19 protein-coding genes and 1 pseudogene are annotated in these 18,142 nt (G+C 35.1%); 7 read left to right on the top strand and 13 right to left on the bottom strand.

The window, feature by feature from the left end:
- Positions 1 to 24: 24 nt before the first annotated feature.
- The 3 genes from AC3WJF_RS16500 to gabT form a co-directional block, all read right to left on the bottom strand.
- On the bottom strand, positions 25 to 591 hold the full coding sequence (locus tag AC3WJF_RS16500; RefSeq protein ID WP_492454138.1) for a GNAT family N-acetyltransferase: 567 nt from the start codon (positions 589 to 591) through the stop codon (positions 25 to 27).
- 118 nt (positions 592 to 709) lie between these two features.
- Positions 710 to 2,101 carry an NAD-dependent succinate-semialdehyde dehydrogenase gene (locus AC3WJF_RS16495; RefSeq protein ID WP_492454136.1) on the bottom strand — a complete coding sequence of 464 codons (1,392 nt, stop codon included), beginning with the start codon at positions 2,099 to 2,101 and terminating at the stop codon, positions 710 to 712.
- Between the two features lie 105 nt (positions 2,102 to 2,206).
- Positions 2,207 to 3,511: a 4-aminobutyrate--2-oxoglutarate transaminase gene (gene gabT / locus AC3WJF_RS16490; protein ID WP_492454134.1), complete on the bottom strand. Its 1,305-nt coding sequence runs from the start codon at positions 3,509 to 3,511 to the stop codon at positions 2,207 to 2,209.
- Positions 3,512 to 3,613: 102 nt separating this feature from the next.
- Here gabT and gabR point away from each other — a divergent pair, with 102 nt between their 5' ends.
- Positions 3,614 to 5,029, top strand: coding sequence for a MocR-like transcriptional regulator GabR (gene gabR, locus AC3WJF_RS16485; protein WP_492454132.1), 1,416 nt, complete (start codon positions 3,614 to 3,616; stop codon positions 5,027 to 5,029).
- A 329-nt stretch (positions 5,030 to 5,358) separates the two neighbouring features.
- Here gabR and AC3WJF_RS16480 read toward each other — a convergent pair whose 3' ends face one another.
- On the bottom strand, positions 5,359 to 6,153 hold the full coding sequence (locus tag AC3WJF_RS16480) for a carbon-nitrogen hydrolase family protein (protein WP_492454130.1): 795 nt from the start codon (positions 6,151 to 6,153) through the stop codon (positions 5,359 to 5,361).
- An 8-nt stretch (positions 6,154 to 6,161) separates the two neighbouring features.
- Complete coding sequence (locus AC3WJF_RS16475; protein ID WP_492454128.1) at positions 6,162 to 7,436, bottom strand: sigma-54 interaction domain-containing protein; 1,275 nt, start codon at positions 7,434 to 7,436, stop codon at positions 6,162 to 6,164.
- Between the two features lie 234 nt (positions 7,437 to 7,670).
- Between AC3WJF_RS16475 and AC3WJF_RS16470 the strand changes: the two genes are divergently transcribed.
- Positions 7,671 to 8,480 (top strand): carbon-nitrogen hydrolase family protein, encoded by an 810-nt coding sequence (locus AC3WJF_RS16470; RefSeq protein ID WP_492454126.1) that lies wholly within the window; start codon positions 7,671 to 7,673, stop codon positions 8,478 to 8,480.
- Positions 8,470 to 9,819, top strand: coding sequence for an APC family permease (locus AC3WJF_RS16465; protein WP_492454125.1), 1,350 nt, complete (start codon positions 8,470 to 8,472; stop codon positions 9,817 to 9,819). The genes AC3WJF_RS16470 and AC3WJF_RS16465 overlap by 11 nt, the downstream gene beginning before the upstream one ends.
- A 147-nt stretch (positions 9,820 to 9,966) precedes the next feature.
- On the opposite strand, the pseudogene AC3WJF_RS16460 reads toward AC3WJF_RS16465, so the two are convergent.
- Together AC3WJF_RS16460 and AC3WJF_RS16455 are read right to left on the bottom strand one after the other, a co-directional pair.
- A pseudogene (locus AC3WJF_RS16460) lies at positions 9,967 to 10,154 on the bottom strand (IS110 family transposase); the annotation flags it as partial.
- A 36-nt stretch (positions 10,155 to 10,190) separates the two neighbouring features.
- Positions 10,191 to 10,613 carry a DUF4064 domain-containing protein gene (locus AC3WJF_RS16455; RefSeq protein ID WP_492454123.1) on the bottom strand — a complete coding sequence of 141 codons (423 nt, stop codon included), beginning with the start codon at positions 10,611 to 10,613 and terminating at the stop codon, positions 10,191 to 10,193.
- Between the two features lie 145 nt (positions 10,614 to 10,758).
- Here AC3WJF_RS16455 and AC3WJF_RS16450 point away from each other — a divergent pair, with 145 nt between their 5' ends.
- Positions 10,759 to 11,361, top strand: a complete 603-nt coding sequence (locus tag AC3WJF_RS16450; RefSeq protein WP_492454121.1) for a hypothetical protein — start codon at positions 10,759 to 10,761, stop codon at positions 11,359 to 11,361.
- 110 nt (positions 11,362 to 11,471) lie between these two features.
- Here the strand turns inward: AC3WJF_RS16450 and AC3WJF_RS16445 are convergent, their stop codons facing one another.
- The gene (locus tag AC3WJF_RS16445; RefSeq protein ID WP_492454161.1) at positions 11,472 to 11,702 is read right to left on the bottom strand and encodes a hypothetical protein; all 231 of its coding nucleotides are present in this window, start codon (positions 11,700 to 11,702) and stop codon (positions 11,472 to 11,474) included.
- Between AC3WJF_RS16445 and AC3WJF_RS16440 the strand changes: the two genes are divergently transcribed.
- The 3 genes from AC3WJF_RS16440 to AC3WJF_RS16430 all read left to right on the top strand — a co-directional run bounded on the left by AC3WJF_RS16440 (position 11,650) and on the right by AC3WJF_RS16430 (position 13,095).
- Positions 11,650 to 11,958 (top strand): DUF5412 family protein, encoded by a 309-nt coding sequence (locus tag AC3WJF_RS16440; RefSeq protein ID WP_492454157.1) that lies wholly within the window; start codon positions 11,650 to 11,652, stop codon positions 11,956 to 11,958. The two genes, AC3WJF_RS16445 and AC3WJF_RS16440, sit on opposite strands and share 53 nt — an antisense overlap.
- A 155-nt stretch (positions 11,959 to 12,113) precedes the next feature.
- Complete coding sequence (locus AC3WJF_RS16435) at positions 12,114 to 12,332, top strand: helix-turn-helix transcriptional regulator (RefSeq protein ID WP_492454119.1); 219 nt, start codon at positions 12,114 to 12,116, stop codon at positions 12,330 to 12,332.
- Positions 12,319 to 13,095 (top strand): hypothetical protein, encoded by a 777-nt coding sequence (locus AC3WJF_RS16430; RefSeq protein WP_492454117.1) that lies wholly within the window; start codon positions 12,319 to 12,321, stop codon positions 13,093 to 13,095. Before AC3WJF_RS16435 ends, AC3WJF_RS16430 begins: the two co-directional genes overlap by 14 nt.
- Positions 13,096 to 13,295: 200 nt before the next feature.
- Here AC3WJF_RS16430 and AC3WJF_RS16425 read toward each other — a convergent pair whose 3' ends face one another.
- From AC3WJF_RS16425 to AC3WJF_RS16405, 5 genes are all read right to left on the bottom strand, one after another.
- Positions 13,296 to 13,718, bottom strand: coding sequence for a DUF4064 domain-containing protein (locus AC3WJF_RS16425; RefSeq protein WP_492454115.1), 423 nt, complete (start codon positions 13,716 to 13,718; stop codon positions 13,296 to 13,298).
- Positions 13,719 to 13,902: 184 nt separating this feature from the next.
- Positions 13,903 to 14,694, bottom strand: a complete 792-nt coding sequence (locus AC3WJF_RS16420; RefSeq protein WP_492454113.1) for an ABC transporter permease — start codon at positions 14,692 to 14,694, stop codon at positions 13,903 to 13,905.
- A 1-nt stretch (position 14,695) separates the two neighbouring features.
- Positions 14,696 to 15,478: an ABC transporter permease gene (locus AC3WJF_RS16415; RefSeq protein WP_492454111.1), complete on the bottom strand. Its 783-nt coding sequence runs from the start codon at positions 15,476 to 15,478 to the stop codon at positions 14,696 to 14,698.
- A 13-nt stretch (positions 15,479 to 15,491) separates the two neighbouring features.
- Positions 15,492 to 16,460 (bottom strand): ABC transporter ATP-binding protein, encoded by a 969-nt coding sequence (locus tag AC3WJF_RS16410; protein WP_492454109.1) that lies wholly within the window; start codon positions 16,458 to 16,460, stop codon positions 15,492 to 15,494.
- 646 nt (positions 16,461 to 17,106) lie between these two features.
- Positions 17,107 to 18,117: an ArsR/SmtB family transcription factor gene (locus tag AC3WJF_RS16405; protein WP_492454107.1), complete on the bottom strand. Its 1,011-nt coding sequence runs from the start codon at positions 18,115 to 18,117 to the stop codon at positions 17,107 to 17,109.
- Positions 18,118 to 18,142: the final 25 nt, after the last annotated feature.

The following is an 18,142-nucleotide window of genomic DNA, read 5'->3' as shown; positions in this document are numbered from 1 at the left end:
ATTTTCCCCTCAATTCTTATCTATCTACGCTAAGAACTCATCCTTCAAAATAGAATACACTTTTAAATCAATGTGCTGTCCTTTAATGAATGCAACCTTTCTTGATATCCCTTCATAGCTCATTCCCGCTTTTTCCATTACACGGCTGGAGCCAATGTTTTCTAATAAGCATCTTGCTTGAATCCGCACTAAATCCATATTTTCAAATCCGTATTCAATAACTTTTTTGGCTGCCTCTGTTCCAATCCCCTTCCCCCAATAATCAGGAGCAATTACGTATCCAAGTTCTGCGCTATAATGTTTTGGCTGCCATGCAACATAATTGATGGTTCCTATCAATTTTCCGTTTTCTTTATATTCGATTCCCCAAGGAGCCACTTTTGGGTTGTTTTCATACTGATTTAGAATGAACTGAACAAACTCCATGGAGTCTGATAATGTACGATGCGTATCCCATGTTACATATTTTGTTACCTCATCTTTTGAACCATAAGCGAAAATATCCTCTACATCGTCTATTGTTACTTTCCGAAGCAAAAGCCGCTCCGTTTCCAAAACTGGTAAATCTTCATTTAAGTTTGTAGAATCCATATTATCACCCTTTATTTTTTCTATTCATTATAATCTAATTATTTATGAAAATGGTGAAAAATACTACTTTTGATCATACCAATTATACCGACTTGTCTTAATTATGAGTAAAATCCCCTTATAGATTACCAATAGATAAATATTTTGTTTCTAAATAGGGCTCGATACCCTCCAATCCGCCTTCACGTCCAAGACCGCTTTCTTTCATTCCTCCAAATGGTACATGGGCACCGGACGGAGCACCATCGTTCCATCCGACAATACCAAAATCCAAATGATCATGAAGGTACGTTCCTGTTTTGTAATCGTTCGTAAAGAAATATGCTGCAAGTCCATATGGTGTATTATTTGCAAGGTTGACAGCATCTTCTAAGCTAGTAAAACTAATAATCGGAGCAACCGGACCAAATGTTTCTTCCTGCATTATTTTCATCTCCGGTTGTACATTTTTTAATACGGTCGGATAGATAAAGAAATAACCTTGCTCTTTATCCGCATTAAATTGGTTCCCAATAAGAACTTCCGCACCTTGCTCCATTGCATCATTAAGCTGGGAGACGATCTTGTCATAACCCTTTTCATTAATGATTGGGCCTATATTCGTTTCTTTTTCTAATCCATTACCGACCTTCAGTTTACTAACCTCTTCTGTTAGTTTTTGAGAAAATTCTTCTACAATACTCTCATGAACGATAATTCGATTTGCGCATACGCAGGTTTGTCCGGCATTTCGAAACTTCGTTGCAATTGTTTGTTGGACGGCAAAATCAAGATTGGCATCTTCTGCCACAATAAGTGGAGCATGACCGCCTAATTCCATCGTGACATGCTTAACTGTATCCGCACTATTTTTGATTAAAAGTTTCCCCACAGGGGTAGATCCTGTAAACGTAATTTTTCTTACGTATTCACTACTTGTAAATACTTCTCCTACTTCCTTTCCGGAGCCATTCACATATTGTATTACATCAGTCGGAATTCCTACTTCATGTGCAAGTTCAATTAATTTCATGGTAGTCAAAGGTGTTTCTTCTGCAGGCTTTACAATAAATGTACATCCGGCAGCCAAAGCAGGTGCTGCTTTCCTGGTCATCATCGCTGCCGGAAAGTTCCACGGAGTTATAGCTGCAACTAATCCAATCGGCTGCCTGCTTACAACGATTCTTTTCGATTCGGTAGATGCCGGGATTGTACGGCCATATATTCGTTTTGCCTCTTCCGCATACCAATCAATATAACTGGTGGCATAGTCCACCTCACCCAATGATTCATGAAGGGGTTTACCGTTTTCTAGCGTCATTATCTCTGCTATTTCCTCTTTATGGTCTTGTATTTTTTGAGACCATTTTTTTAAATAACTTGATCGTTCATGGGCATTCACCTTCGACCATTTTTTAAAACTTACATGGCCGTTTTTTAATGCTTGTTTGATTTCTTCTTCTGTATTTACTTCTACCTCTTGGATTAATTGACCTGTTGCAGGATTCTTTACTTTGATCAAATCCGTCATGTATAACACCCCATATCCCGTATGTTTGTTTCAATTATGGAACAGTTCAAAACCAATCGAGCCATAATAAAAACTGCTTGATTGGTCAGAAATTGAATATACCATTTATTGTTCGAAAGCTTTTTCCAGAATGGACATTCCTTTTGATAGTTCCTCATCTGTTATTACTAATGGTGCTAAAAAGCGAATAACATTGCTTTTAATACCAGCTGAAAGTAGTAATAATCCATTTTCATTAGCGTACTTAATAATTTGGGTTGTTTGTGCTTTGTTAGGCTTTTTCGTTATTCGATTTTCAACAATTTCCACCGCAACCATTGCACCAAGGCGGCGAATTTCCCCTAGATATTCATGTTTTTGAGATAGTTCTTGCAGTTTATCTTGCATTTTTTGCCCAAGGATTTCAGCCTTACGGGATAGATCTTCCTCTTCCATAATATCTATTACAGCTAATGCTGCAGCACATGCAACTGGATTACCGGCATAGGTGCCTCCTAGCTCCCCTGGATCCGCCACATTTAAAATCTCTGTTTTTCCTACCACACCGCTTAATGGAAGCCCAGCAGCCAGTGATTTGGAAACAGTCATTAAATCAGGAATAACGTCAAAATGTTCGATGGCAAATAGTTTTCCAGTACGCCCAAATCCTGTTTGAATCTCATCTGCTACAAACAGAATTCCATGCTCTTTACAGAAATCACTGACAGCTTGCACAAATTTCTTTGGAGGAATAATAAATCCGCCTTCCCCTTGTACAGGCTCCATTACTACACAGGCAACCATTTCAGGTGCTACCGTAGCAATAAAGAAATCTTTAAATTCTTCGATCATATGGTCTGTATATGCTTCTTCTGTCATTCTTGCAGGTCTGTGGTACATATAAGGAAAAGGTGCTTGATAGATTTCCGGTGCAAATGGACCAAATCCAAATTTATAGGGCTTTACTTTACTTGTCATACCCATTGTTAAATTAGTCCTTCCATGGTAACCGCGAACAAATGAAACAACTGATTGTCTTCCTGTATATCGACGGGCGATTTTTATCGCATTTTCAACTGCTTCTGCACCTGAGTTAAAGAAAATAGCTTGTTTATCAAAGTCTCCCGGTGTAATTTCACATAGCTTTTCTGCTAGATTAATATATGATTCGTACATCATTACATTAAAACCCGGATGCAAGAATTTTTCTGCTTGTTCTTTTACTGCTTTTGTTACTTTTGGATGACTATGTCCAACATTTAGCGTTCCAATCGCACCGGCAAAATCAATCCATTCATTGTGGTCAATATCCGTAATAGTTGCTCCAGATGCATGGTGAGCAACGTTTAAATTACCGTTACTTACACCTTTTGGTACATATTTTTTCCTTTTTTCCTGTAGCTCTTTTGTTGATTCATATGAAACTGTCATTAAAGATCACCTCAATTATTAATCGTTATTAAAATTATGCCAACTGACTGATATAATGAAAAGTACCAAAAAAACAAAAAACCTGGTACCAGAAAGGAGAAAGTGATGATTTTATTAACGCTAAATAAAGGTCAAAGCTCCGGCTATTTATATCAACAGATTTATGAAGAAATAAAAAAATTTATATTAGAAGGAAAGATTCCATCTAACCAAAAGCTGCTATCTAAGCGTAAATTAGCAGAACAATTAAACGTTAGCGTGAATTCTGTTTCCAATGCTTATGAGCAATTATTAGCTGAGGGGTATATTTATACGATTGAAAGAAGTGGTTATTATGTGGAGAATATAACGGAATACTCTAAAAATGAGAATGTGTTAAGGAAACAATTACCGGCCGATTTAAGGGAGGAGATTGTTGATAAACATGGATGGCTCTCCCTTTCCCATATGACCGCGGATATATCCTTATTTCCTTTTAAAGAATGGTTGAAGTGCCAACATAAAGCGATAAATAATCACAAAGGAGAACTCTCAGAAATCCCCCATCCCCAAGGTCCCTATATTGTACGAAAAACAATTTGTCGGATGATTGCATTAACGAGAGGGGTAGTTTGTGAACCAGAGCAAATTGTCATTGGTGCGGGCACTCAACCACTAATACGCCAGTTAATGAATATGCAAAAAAAGCATACAAAAGTGTTAATAGAGAACCCGGGATACTCACGTATTTATCAATTACTGAAGGAAATGGAATTTGATGTACATCCCATTCCACTAGATGACCAAGGTATTGATATTCAACAGATAGAATCGGCTAGAGGAGACTTTTTATTTGTTACACCATCTCATCAATTTCCAACAGGGAAAATTATGCCAATTTCCAGACGAATTGAATTGTTAAATTGGGCAGCTGAAACAAGTGATAGGTATATTGTGGAAGATGATTATGACAGTGAATTTAAATATGAAACAGATAGCATCCCTTCTTTACAAAGTTTAGATAGAAACCAGTGTGTTATATATACTGGCACATTTTCTAAAACGATGTTACCTGGGATTCGCATCAGTTATATGGTTTTACCACCTGTGCTTTTAAGAGAGTATTGCAAGCATCATGCTGATTTAATGCAATCTAGTAATTCGCTTAATCTATTTACCTTGCATTATTTTATTGATAGCGGAGAATATGCACGGCATATTAAAAGAATGAATCATCATTACGAAATGAAAAGAAAAACTTTAATCAAACAACTTCAGCAACGTTTTCAAGAAAGCATCCTAATAGAAGATATCCCAGCAGGGCTTCACTTTCTTACGCATTTTAAGACAAATAAAAGTTATGAAGAGATCGAGGGAAAGGCAAAACAGGTCCAGCTTGAAATCTATTCTATGAGAAGGTTTATGTTAAATGATGAAATTAAGGATGAGAACAGAATTGATCTAGTTGTCGGTTTTGCAAATATCCAGGAAGAGCAAATAGCGGAAGCAGTGAATCGATTGTACTGTGTTTTTCATTAGTATATGGTTAAGCAAATTTTCTCCTTGCTGAATCTATGTTAATATTTTGGTCGCGAAAAGATTAATATTCCTACTATTAAGATATCCAGTGCATTTAGCAGATATGGCGCTACACATCATGTAACTATTGAATTTGAAGCCCTGATGAATGGATTTAAAAAAAATAACAGGGTGATATTGATGTTCCATTAAATGAGATTAAGCACTAAATGGGTGAAATCCCAAAACGTTCGTTAATGGAACATCCCTTTATATCAAAGGTTCCAACCTTAACGTACAATATTTCCGTTATGAAGAGAGTCTGACAGCTAAAGGATTAACCATAATTCTTAAGTTAACCCTTCCTTTTTATAAATCATAGACCTGCGATTAGTTATATAATTTAATACTCCCTTTGCTTTATTTATTTCTGATGTATCAATGGTTGTGGCGATAATCTCCTCATTATTAAATGCCTGACAAAGAGCCTCCCCAATAGGATTTATTAATTTACTTTCACCAAAATAAACATAATCATTTTCAAGACCAACTCTATTTGCTGCGGCAATAAACACATGATTTTCTAAAGCTCGTGCTCTTAAAAATATATCTTGGTATTGCTGATAAGGTATCATGTTAGAACATAACACAAAAATTACTTGGGCACCTTTGACTGCTAATATACGAGGGATTTCAGGAAACTCCATATCATAAGTAATTGTGATACCCACCTTCGCTTCTGATAAATGAACAACTGGAACTTCCTCGCCAGGACTAAAATAATTTTTTTCATGATCAAATAAGTGTATTTTTCTATATACACATAAGACTTCCCCATCTTTATCTATAAATATTGCGGAATTATAAATATGATCCCCATCCCTTTCTGGAAATCCCAGGATAACACCTATATTTAGATTGCTTGCATGCTTTCTTATCGTTCTAATAATCTTCCCATCTACAGATTCGGCCATTTGTTTGATTTGATCTCCTATATAAAACCCCGTCAGGAATAACTCTGGAAATAAAATATATTGTGCATTCTTCTTTTTTGCAATTGACATGGACTCTAGAATTCGTTGCAGGTTGTTTTCTTTATCGTATATAATGCTGCGCAATTGCGCTAAAGCAATAGTTAACTTCATTTCTGTATTTACCCCTTTTTATATAAATTCATCTTCTTTGAAATGGTTGATTGATCCACTTCCAAAACCTCAGCAGCTTTATAAGTATTGCCATATAAATGAACAGCTTTTAGAATAAGCACCTTTTCAAGTTGCTTTTTCGCCTCTTTTAACGGCATAATATCAATCGACTTAAAATAATTCCCGGGATTTTGGTTTCCAGGTGAATCAATACTATTAATTTCGTTATCTGTGTTAGTTACTACAATTCTTTCAATCATATTTTCTAATTCACGAATATTCCCTGGCCAATTATATTCTAATAATTCGTGTCTTACTTGATTGGATAATCTTTTTTTTAACCCATACTTTTCAGTGAATTTAGTTAAGAAATGATCAATAAGATTTGGAATATCCTCTTTTCTCTCCCGTAACGGTGGAATAGTTAAAGGAATAACATTTAATCGGTAGTATAAATCCTCTCTGAATAATTTATTGCTTACTAACTCCTTTATATCGTTATTCGTTGCTGCGATAATCCTAACATTTACTTTTTTTGATTTTGTGCTACCTATCCTACGAACTGTACCTTCCTGAAGAACACTTAGCAACTTTGATTGAAGATTTAAAGGCAGTTCAGTAATTTCATCTAAAAAAATAGTCCCCTTGTCGGCTGCCTCAAATAATCCTATCTTTCCCCCCTTATTCCCACCTGTAAATGTTCCACTTTCATAGCCAAATAACTCAGTCTCAATCAAGTTTTCTGGAAGTGATCCGCAATTTATTGAAATAAAGGGATTATGCAGCCGATTGCTTGTTTGATGAATAAGATTAGCAAAGGCACTTTTTCCTACGCCAGATTCACCTAAGAGAAGGACTGTCGAATCGACATTAGAGATTGTATTAATAATTTTATTAATTCTTTGCATAGGTTCAGATATCAGCATATAATCGCTATTCTCTATTGTATTCTCCCTTGTTATGGAGGAATTTAGTGGATTTATCCCGGACAAGTCTAACAAATAGATAAAGTAACAGATTTCATCCACTGGTTTTTCAATATCATTAAATAAATAGAATGTGGGACTTCCATCCACTGTAGATATAATTTGGTTTTCGACTATCCGATTTGGCGTATCATTAAAATAAGATAGCCAATTAACTTCTTCAAAGACATGTAGTCCTTTTATAAAAATATTTTTCTTCATCATTTCTGATGAACTTGAAACACTATGTATCTGGAAATCCTTATTAAGAAGCAATAAAACATATGGGTTATTAGTAACATTTGCTTTGATATTCACTTAACCACCTCCATTGTTGAATAAAAATGATGATTATTTTCATTTTTGATGAAAAAATTCATTGTTTAATAAAACAAATTGCTATAGACATATATTTCTTTTTAGTATCACTGTGAAATGATGATTATTTTCATTATTTTTTTATGATAACACAACAAAAAACATTTATGTATGAGTATTCAAACATTTGGCACAATTTTTGCAATAATATAAAACAAGTTAGGAGGAATAACATTGCTTAATATAACAATCGCACAATTTTCGCCACAAATTGGTGATAAACTCAGTAATCTGGAGGAAATGAAAAAATTAATACAAGAGGCAAAAAGACAAAATTCAGACCTTGTTCTATTTCCGGAATTAGCCTTGACGGGATATACAACGTCGGGAATTGCGTATGAATTAGCAGAAACGTTAGAAGGACCAAATATAACTAAGTTTCGAGAAATTTGTAAGGAAAATAGTATTCATTCAGCATTTTCATTTATTGAAAGAAAGGAAATAGGAGAAATTTATATCTCCTGTGCCCTCATTGATGACAAAGGAGATATCATTGGGGTTTATCGAAAAACACATCAATTCGATCAAGAAATAAATGTGTTTCAAAAAGGGGGTGAGATTTTAGTTTTTGATACGAAGCTTGGAAAAATCGGAGTTATGATTTGTTTTGATCTAGAGTTTCCTGAAGTGGCTAGAACATTAAAAAGAAAAGGAGCAGAATTAATCCTCGTTCCATTAGCAAATATGACACCATACGAAGAATATCAGAAAGTTTATACAAAAAGTAGAGCGATGGAAAATGAGATTCCTATTGTGATCTGTAATCAATCAGAACCACTGGAGGGTATAGAATTCTTCGGACAAAGTATTGCAGTAGATTTACATGGTAAAACGTTAATGAAAATGGGTAATAAAGCAGAAATAAAGACAGTAGCAATCGATATGGCGAAAAAGAAGGACAACAGATTAAATTATATAAATAACTTAAGGCCAGAAATTTATAATCCATTAACTGTTGAAAAGGGGTCCTCGAATGGAAAATAGTATGAAATTAAAAAGAACATTGACTTTGTACCACGTTGTTTTATTTGGTTTAGCGTATATGACACCTATGATTGTATTTGGAACATATGGCGTTTTAGCAGATGTTACTCATGGGGTAGTACCCACTTCTTACTTGTTTGCACTTATTGCTATGCTATTTACTGCATATAGTTACGGTAAAATGGTTCAGGCTTATCCAACATCTGGATCAGCCTATACCTATACAAGGAAATCGGTAAATTCTAGTTTAGGATTTTTAGTTGGATGGGCTGTACTTTTAGATTATTTATTCTTACCAACAGTAATTTGGTTAATTGGTGGAGTTTATTTAAATGCTTCGTTCCCTGATGTACCTTCATGGGTATGGATTATAGGATTTATTGCCATTACTACAATTATTAATTTAATCGGTATAAAAGTAGCAACAAACATTAACTTTATATTGATGATCTTTCAAATACTTGTAATGGCTATATTCTTAGCTTTAAGTATTGTAAGCGTTTTAAATCACAATGGTACTGGAACACTTCTCTCTATGGATGCTTTCATGAATCACTCTTCTTCCTTATCACTTTTAGTGGCCGGGGCAGCAATAGCTTGTTATTCATTCCTTGGGTTTGATGCTGTAACAACTTTATCAGAGGAGACAATTAATCCTAAGAAAACCATTCCAAAAGCAATTATACTAATTGCATTATTTGGTGGAATCATTTTTATTGTGTCCTCTTACTTCTTATATTTAGTGCATCCTGATTATAGTTCTTTCGTGAATTCAGATTCAGCATCTTATGAAATTGCCAAACAAATTGGTGGAAATCTATTTAGTGCTCTTTTTTTAGCAGGATTAATTATTGCCCAATTTACTTCAGGTTTGTCCGCTCAAACAAGCGCTGCCCGGTTATTATATGCGATGGGAAGGGATTCTGTATTACCTAAAAAAGTATTTGGATATATTAGTAATAAATCTAGAACCCCTTTATTTAATATATGTTTAATTGGTATCGTTGGTTTATTAGCTCTTTTTTTAGATATGACTACATCTACTTCTTTTATTAATTTTGGTGCTTTTATTACCTTCATGTTTGTAAATATATCCGTTTTTGCCCATTATTATGTAAGAAACAAGAAAAGATCCGGGCTGGATGTAATACTTTATTTAATATTACCGTTAATTGGTTTAATCCTAGATGGTTATCTTTTTATCAGTCTAGACAAACATGCTCTAATATTAGGAACTACTTGGACTGCTTTAGGATTTATCTACTTACTATTTCTAACTAAGGGCTTTAAAGTTCAGCCACCAGAAATAGACATGGACTATGTTGAGGAAGCTTCCTAATTCATTGTTATGAATAGACTACTTATATAGACAGTATGCACGGTTGCTATGAGGTTTCTTTCAAGAGCTTCCTCGAATAAAATGATTGGGATCAACGTTTCGGTAGAAAGGTTGATCCCTTATCTCATATATTAATGAAGCACTCCTTCAATAATCATTAATTTTCTCACGAAATGTTTCGATTTGAGGTAAACCTCTTAATAATTTTGAACCATCAAATTCACACTGCTTTTTCCCAATGACAAACAAGACACGTATTGACTTGCAGCACATGCAATAAGTGACTGCTTCTTTTTTAAAGGGTGTTCAGAACGTTTCGTATAGTAGCAATTGCGGAGTTTAAAAGACTTGCCAAAAAGGCAAGCCCCATTTCATTCCTCTATAGTAATTTTAGGTTTACGGGCTAAGCTGAGAATCCCTGCAATCAAGAACAATATACCTGACAACCAGCCAACCCCAACTGTTAAAAATACGGAAACAACTGCAGCTATTATTAACAAGATACCGGCAAGAGTTGGTTTTTTATTACCTTTAAGGTAAATGACAGCGATAATCCCTAACACCAGTCCAATCAAAGAAGCAATAACAACCCACCAGATTCCATTTCCAATAGCATCAAAAACCTTAGAAGGATCCACATTATTTAAATTCGAGTCGTCCTCAAGTGCATTTTTTACTTGATCTTGAAAAGCCTCATTCTTAAATATTGAGGCTATTAATATCACACCGCCTCCAACAAATGCATTAATAATAACTCCAATAATTGTTAGTGTAATCTCGGCAGTTCGTTTCATTTTTCTTCCCCCTTTTGTTTTATTGTCATTATATATAAACTTTTCAAACTATAGTGAAAAAATGGAATAAATACATCAATAAATATATCTACCCATCCCATTATTTGTTAAAATAGGATTAAATCAAGACTTTTCTGGAGGAAAAATGAAGCGAATACATCATCAACTACAATCTGACTACTATGATGAACGAATCATTCTTATTGATGAAAAAATTTGTGAATTGTTGAAGCAAAGAAAAGAAATCTCTAACAACCACCCAGGTCTGCCATTTAATGAATATATCTCTGCGTGGGCAACAAAGTTCGGTTTTTATGAGGATTTTTTACATTCCTTATTTGGTGCATTAAAGATGGAAGAGCATTATCGTCCTATCGTTGAACCAAATGGTTTCCGCAAACTTCTACCAATTAATAAATTCTTAGAAATGGATGGAAGATTATATACCGTTACTTCTATTCACCAATACACTAACGCCAGTGTTGTGAAATTAATCGTTGAATGGGATAGCATATTGGACACACTAACAAGCCAATGTGAACATAACTTTTTAGAATTAATTATGGGAAAAAAATATGATTGCCGCATGGATAATGGTACTGGTTCCACAGGACAATCCACCTATAATTTCATTGTTTCTCCGGCATTACCCGATGATATCTCAGGAATGGACTTTATTTTTAGAGAATATAGCAAACCGTTTATGGAAAATCCAACAGGCCTTGAAATTATGATTCATGTGGATTAATTAACGGAACTAATTGAAAGGTTTGTGATTGTAATGAAATTAAAATACAGTTTATGGTCTTTTTATCTATGTTTATTTTGTTTGTTATCTTGTTGTTACTATGTTCTTTCTCAAATATACCAGCTTTGGATGATAACACTACCATCGTACATATTACTTACATTTAGTATCATAGCTTTTTTCACAGGAATAATCGGATTAAGGGAAATAAATGGTTGGACTAAAGCCTTAAGAAGCTGGTTCACAATTCTTATATCATTTGGACTTTCATTTATTTTTACTATAGCAGTGTTGTTTTCTCTTTTTGTTCCTGCGGCAAAAAGCGAAATGTTCTCAAGCATTTCCCCCGATCATCATTACAAAATTCATTTATACCTCACCAACGGCGGAGCGACGACCTCCTATGGGGTGAGAGGAGAATTGGATGGACCTCTTTGGTTTAACAAAACTATCTATAATGATTATAAAATTGACCACGCTAACGTTAAGTGGATTAACAATTACACTGTTAAAATCAATGGAAAAGTATTGAATCTAAAGAAAGGCGAAATCTATGATTTTAGATGGGATTCGAATTGGGTTTCGGAGTATCATTAATATTCTAAAACAAAATTAAGATATCACTGAAATAGCATCGCTAAAGGCGATGTTTTTTTATTTATTCGAAAATTTATGTTAGTAATACTTTACTTAATGTTAATAATAGTTTACATTATGAATATATTTATTAACATTATCAAAAGGAGTTCAAAATGCTAAGAAATCGGGTTAGAGAATTACGAGCAAGGCACGGATTTTCACAATCTGAATTAGCTAAATTCGTTGGAGTAACAAGGCAAACCATAGGCTTCATTGAAAAAGGGGAATTTTCGCCATCAATTGCATTATCATTGCGTCTAGCGAAACATTTGCAGATTCGAGTAGATGAATTATTTTGGTTAGAGGGGGAAGATTCAGATGAGCAAAAATGATTTTCGTGTACAGCTTCCATTGTGGAGCATAACTTTGTATGTGATAATGATGATTTTGATGTTTGGGGCAGTATTTATGGTAGATTCGTTATTTAGTGGGTTTGAAAGTGTTATAAGTATAGAAGGCGATAATATTTTATTCCATTGGTACACACCAGGAATGATAGCATTTATTGGAGGATTTATTTTGTTATTCGCATTCTGTATTATTTTCACAAGAAAAGTAATAACATATAACAGAAAAAATCCAGATAACAAACTAAATGCAATTTCTTTCTTAAAACCTAGTGAATTTTTAGAAGATGATGAAATGCTTATACAAGTAACGCAAAAAGCAACGAGGAAAGTGTATGTACTATACTGGTTCAGCATTCCATTGCTGATTTCCATTATGATCTTTCCGTTCAATCGTTATATGTTTATCTTCCTCTTATTACTATTATTAATCATCCAGAACGCTATTTATTATGTTGAGATTCAGAAATATCTAGCTGGTAATTATAGATTAAATGAAGATTTTTCTGACATCCAAAGGCTAAAAGCAAAGGAAAATAAACTACAAAAAATCACGGTAATAACAACTACAATTGTCCTAGTCTTGGTTTGTTCATTGTCTATTGCTAGAATCAAACATAATCATAATCTAGTTACCAAAAAAATAGAATCTTGTTTTGAGGATGCAAACTGGAGAACCGTAACCTTTGAGAAAAACGGATTATTTGGTCTCGCATCAGTAAAGTGTGAAAAAAATGCATTAAAGTAAGGCTTACACATAACGTTGCATATATGGAAAACTTTTATATTAGATGGAGATGTCTATACTTTTCTATATACTAGACAACCTTGTTTTTTATAAAATTCGGGTGTTTGGAAGCTAGAAGCGTCCACCCTTTCAGCTAACTCCTCTGCCCTTTTTAATAGCTTTACTCCAATATAAGACTTGCCAAAAAGGCAAGTCCCATTTTATTCCTCTATAGTAATTTTAGGTTTACGGGCTAAACTGAGAATCCCTGCAATCAAGAACAATATACCTGACAACCAGCCAATCCCAACTGTTAGAAATACGGAAACAACTGCTGCTATTATTAACAAGATACCGGCAAGAGTTGGTTTTTTATTACCTTTAAGGTAAATGACAGCGATAATTCCTAACACTAGTCCAATCAAAGAAGCTATAACAACCCACCAGATTCCATTTCCAATAGCATCTAAAACCTTAGAAGGGTCCACATTATTTATATTCGAGTCGTCCTCAAGTGCATTTTTTACTTGATCTTGAAAAGCCTCATTCTTAAATATTGAAGCTATTAATATCACACCACCTCCAACAATTGCATTAATAATAACTCCAATAATTGTTAGTGTAATCTCGGCAGTTCGTTTCATTTTCCTTCCCCCTTTTTTGTTTCTTCTTATACTTACGATAATATTCTCCGGAAGTTTCATGTTAAATGAAAAGAGAGAAGAATTGTTCTTACAATTTTTATGTAAAAAAAGGAAAATACCACCGCCCTAAAATACTGTTGCAGATCCCGAATCTTTTGAGAAAAGTGATGACCACTCATCCCTATCAATACGCATCCAACGCAGCATGCTTCTTCGCTAAATTCTCCATATACTTCAACACAAAATAACCAATCGCCACATACACAACTCCAACCACAAACTCCATCGCGATTAAATGATAAACATGGGAGTTTATATGCCCACTTACAATTAACCTGGAAGCTTCAATACCTCTTGTAATAGGTAGCAGATAAGCGGCATTGTGTAAAAACCCTGGTAGCTTCGATAGTGGAAATTCAGCCCCGGTAAAAATGAAAATGATAAACATCGATAGATTCAAAATCAGGTTTATGTCACTTGCTACAAGTCCAATACTGCCAATTAAAAGGCCCATTCCCATCGCGGCAAACATACTGACAAATAAACATAGAGCAAACAGCCAGAAATTTGTTTCCGTAAAATCGCAATGAAACAAAAGCGCACCAGCAATCAGTCCAATGATTACCGTTACAAGCCCATCCAATACATGCATAAACGCTCTCCCGGTAAAAACAAGAAACTTATTTGCTGTCGAGGCAATAACTAATTTTAATGTCCCAAAGCTTCTTTCACTCACCATGACCGCTCCAACACCAAAAATCGAATTATACACACTGAGTAAAAAGGCATTCCCGATTACCCATGGTGTAACATCGTTTGTCTGGTACACGAATTTGGCAAGCATGGTAAAAAAAATTAATTGCATAATCGGATTGATCACTTTATCAAAAACGATCATCTTTGTATTTAAATTGCCTTTTAAAGCTTTATAGGAAAGCAAGGATTGTTTTAAAAACCGAATGACGATATTCTCCAACTTAATGCACCCCTAATGTTCCTTTTATTCTTGTAAGTAAGTCGATCTTTTTAAATAATGTGATTGCTAGAATTAAATACAAAATAGTCAGGGCAAGCAAAATGCCAAGATGTTGATAAAATATGGATATATCTTTTATCCCAATCATACTTTCCCGTAATGCATCCACTGCCCATGTTGGCGATAACAAGTACGCCAAATATTGAATGGCCTTTGGCATCACATCAATTGGAAAAACAATACCGCATAAGATGTAAATCGGGTACTCCATCCAGTTCATCAATAAACGTGAATTTCTTGAAAGTGTAAACAAAGAACCCATCAATAATGAAATTACTGCAAACGAAGCCATCGTTAAAAGGAATGTTAAGCTGAATTCTAAAGGGTTCGCAATTTTCACTGTCTCCCCGTACAAACAAACACATATAACACTGAGCAGCATGGAAAAAATACCGAGCAGCAAATTGCCTAATACCTTGCCGAAAAAGATAATGCGAAAATCTGTCGGAGAAGCATAAATAAATTCTAATGTTCCCATGTAACGCTCCCGCTCAATATCTCCCGCAGAAGAAAAAATAATGCTGCTCCATAAAGTCATTAAACCAGAGCTAATGACGATATATTCTCCAATATTTGTATTATGAGTGCCTTTAAACATCATATATAAAAGAAAAGAATACAAGACTGGTTGAAATATCACGATAAACCGGAATGTCGCACGGGCAAAGCTTTGTTTGCGGTGGATATTTAAGCTTGATGCGATAACTCGTAGTGCATGAACCACATTAACTCCCTCCTTATTGGGTTACATAATGAACGTATACGTCCTCTAACGAAGCATTTCTTGTACTAATGTTTAACACTTGCCGATCCGTGATAAGAGAGAATAAAGATGGATAGACCAAATTAGGCTGTTTGCAATGCAAGTAAACTTCTTGCCCGTTTTCCACATTAACCGCATCAACAAAATCCAATGTATTTAGCCTGTAAATGAATTGGTCATCCTTGTCTGCAAGCCGCAGTTCAATAACTGAAGTATTTTCCGTGAACTTTTTCAAATTAGCAGGTGTATCCATAGCCGCAAGCTTCCCTTTATTTATGATTGCTACCCGGTCACATATCTCATCCGCTTCATACATGTAATGAGTGGTGATTAAAACCGTTTTGTCCAGACTCGCTAAATCCTTTACAATTTTACGCAAATCCCTCGCACCTATTGGGTCTAATCCTATGGTAGGCTCATCTAAAAATAAGATTTCAGGATCATTCACCAAACTCCGGGCGATTTGCAACCTTTGTTTCATTCCTTTTGAATATGTCTCCACCCTTTCATCCGCACGATCCTGTAAACCGACCATTTCTAAAAGCTCAGGTATTCGCTTCCGCTTCGTTCTTTTATCAATGTTGTACAGATCGGAAAAGTATTCTAGATTTTCTCTGGCCGTAATCCTCCAGTAAAGACTTCTTTCCCCACCATAAACAAAGTTAATTTTTGACCGTAGTTCCTTTTCATCCCCTACTGGGTTAAATCCTAGAACCTTGATGCTCCCGGAAGTTGGAGTGAGTAATGTCGTAAGCATTTTTATCGTAGTTGTTTTACCAGCTCCATTTGATCCAAGCAAGCCGAAGATTTCTCCCTTTTTGACCTCGAATGAAATTCCATCGACAGCCCTAACAATATGTTTTTCCTTTTTCAGCACACCTTTGGTTGATTGATAATCCCTTACTAAATCATTAACCTCAATGACGTTTTGGGTAGAAATCAATGTGATAGCCTCCTTTTTAATGTTAGATGATTATCTTATAAGATGTTTATATTATATTTAATTGTTTGAAAAATGGCAATAAGAATTATGAATGGTTTGTTAATATTTATGAGTGTGGTGGATTGGGGGATGGGTTTGGGTGATTATAAATGGTATTGCGGGTGGATTCTGTGGAGATTGCATTACAATGAGGTCTTTTCGAGGTGCGAATTTTTTTGTTCAGGCGTATTGATTTTTGTTGGGGGCACATTCTTTTTGATTCAAGGCACATTGGATGACGGATGGGGTGCGTTCTTTTGTTAAAGGCACATTGAGTCTTGTTCAGGGCACATGGAATTGGTTTGACGGCGCATTCTTTTTGATTCAGGGCGCATTGAGGACGATTAAGGGCACGTTCTTTTGTTAAAGGCACATTGAGTCTTGTTCAGGGCACATGGAATCGGTTTGGGGGCACATTCTTTTTGATTCAGGGATCATTGGGGTCGATTTGGGATACGTTCTATCTGTCGGGAACATTGATTCTTGTTCGGAGCGCATGAAATCAGTTTATTGGCACATTGGGGGCTTCTGAGTACGTATTTTTTTGTAAGGGAACATTGTTGTTCAAACTCACTTCTATAAAAAAATACACCAATTAAGGTGTACTTTATTTTATGAATGTATGAAGTTGTTCCAAAAAGTCCTCTAACTGCTTCTTGTTACTTGTAAAATACTTTATCGTGCCGACTTTTTCTTCCGTAATAAATCCAGCCTTTTTCAGCAAATCAAGATGATGAGAAACAGTTGCGGTTGTGATTCCCAAGTATTCTGCCATTCTTGCACCATACAATTTTTGACCGGAGAGCAACTTTAGCAAGATTAACCGATTAGGGTCTGCAATCGCTTTTAGCTTGGCATCTAGATCCTTGCTTTTCTGAAGGTCATCTGAAATCGGAGAGGCACATTGATAGATAACTATGCATTGATTTGTATTGAAGATGCGCATTTTGAATGGGAAGAAATAACTCGGAATGAAATAATACATTCTGTAGTTGCTTACCCTCCGGAAGTTTTTTCCCATGATGTATTGAGCCAGTGTTAAAGGCTCCATCGGCAAAAATTTCACTTTCAACATTGCTTCTTCAATTATTGCCTTACGATTATCGAGTGCTTTTACAAATAATGATGCAGCAGACACTTCCATTAATAATTGCTCTAATGCGGAGCGATAATCCATAATGTTTTGAACAAATTTAATGACAAAGCCCTGCTTTACATCAGAATCCCAAAATATATTTTCATTATTCATAATGAATGTCGCTGGATCCTTTAGAAGCCCTCTTACCCTTGTTTCATCAAGATCCTCACCAAAAAGATGATAAAGGAACACTTCATCAGATAATCCCTGCATCATTTCTATAAATAGATTCGTATCATGAAAAGCTGGACAAGGAATCAAAAAGTTAAACAGGCTTATAAAATCAATCGTAGATTCTATTCTCCAATTTTGAAAAAAACTTGCCGAATCATCTGAGAGATGAATTTCTAGATTGTTCTGCCGCGGTTCCTGCTTCGCTTCTAATGACAAAAAAGCAATAGCTTCGACAACTGAAGAATGAAAATGATCGATTAAGATATTAGAACTTTTGTCATTACCGTCTTCTCTTTCAATAGCCATGAAATGTAATCGTCCCTTATTTTAA

The organism is Heyndrickxia sp. FW510-T9, assembly GCF_058781025.1.
The sequence above is the reverse complement of the archived record's forward strand: the minus strand, read 5'-3'. Positions and strand labels throughout refer to the sequence as shown.

What these genes read in the sequence shown, in the direction of transcription:
- AC3WJF_RS16500 (WP_492454138.1), bottom strand. Translation starts at nt 591, where the DNA reads ATGGATTCTACAAACTTAAATGAAGATTTACCAGTTTTGGAAACGGAG.
- AC3WJF_RS16495 (WP_492454136.1), bottom strand. Translation starts at nt 2,101, where the DNA reads ATGACGGATTTGATCAAAGTAAAGAATCCTGCAACAGGTCAATTAATC.
- gabT (WP_492454134.1), bottom strand. Translation starts at nt 3,511, where the DNA reads ATGACAGTTTCATATGAATCAACAAAAGAGCTACAGGAAAAAAGGAAA.
- AC3WJF_RS16480 (WP_492454130.1), bottom strand. Translation starts at nt 6,153, where the DNA reads ATGAAGTTAACTATTGCTTTAGCGCAATTGCGCAGCATTATATACGAT.
- AC3WJF_RS16465 (WP_492454125.1), top strand. Translation starts at nt 8,470, where the DNA reads ATGGAAAATAGTATGAAATTAAAAAGAACATTGACTTTGTACCACGTT.
- AC3WJF_RS16455 (WP_492454123.1), bottom strand. Translation starts at nt 10,613, where the DNA reads ATGAAACGAACTGCCGAGATTACACTAACAATTATTGGAGTTATTATT.
- AC3WJF_RS16450 (WP_492454121.1), top strand. Translation starts at nt 10,759, where the DNA reads ATGAAGCGAATACATCATCAACTACAATCTGACTACTATGATGAACGA.
- AC3WJF_RS16445 (WP_492454161.1), bottom strand. Translation starts at nt 11,702, where the DNA reads ATGCTTGAGAACATTTCGCTTTTTGCCGCAGGAACAAAAAGAGAAAAC.
- AC3WJF_RS16435 (WP_492454119.1), top strand. Translation starts at nt 12,114, where the DNA reads ATGCTAAGAAATCGGGTTAGAGAATTACGAGCAAGGCACGGATTTTCA.
- AC3WJF_RS16430 (WP_492454117.1), top strand. Translation starts at nt 12,319, where the DNA reads ATGAGCAAAAATGATTTTCGTGTACAGCTTCCATTGTGGAGCATAACT.
- AC3WJF_RS16425 (WP_492454115.1), bottom strand. Translation starts at nt 13,718, where the DNA reads ATGAAACGAACTGCCGAGATTACACTAACAATTATTGGAGTTATTATT.
- AC3WJF_RS16405 (WP_492454107.1), bottom strand. Translation starts at nt 18,117, where the DNA reads ATGGCTATTGAAAGAGAAGACGGTAATGACAAAAGTTCTAATATCTTA.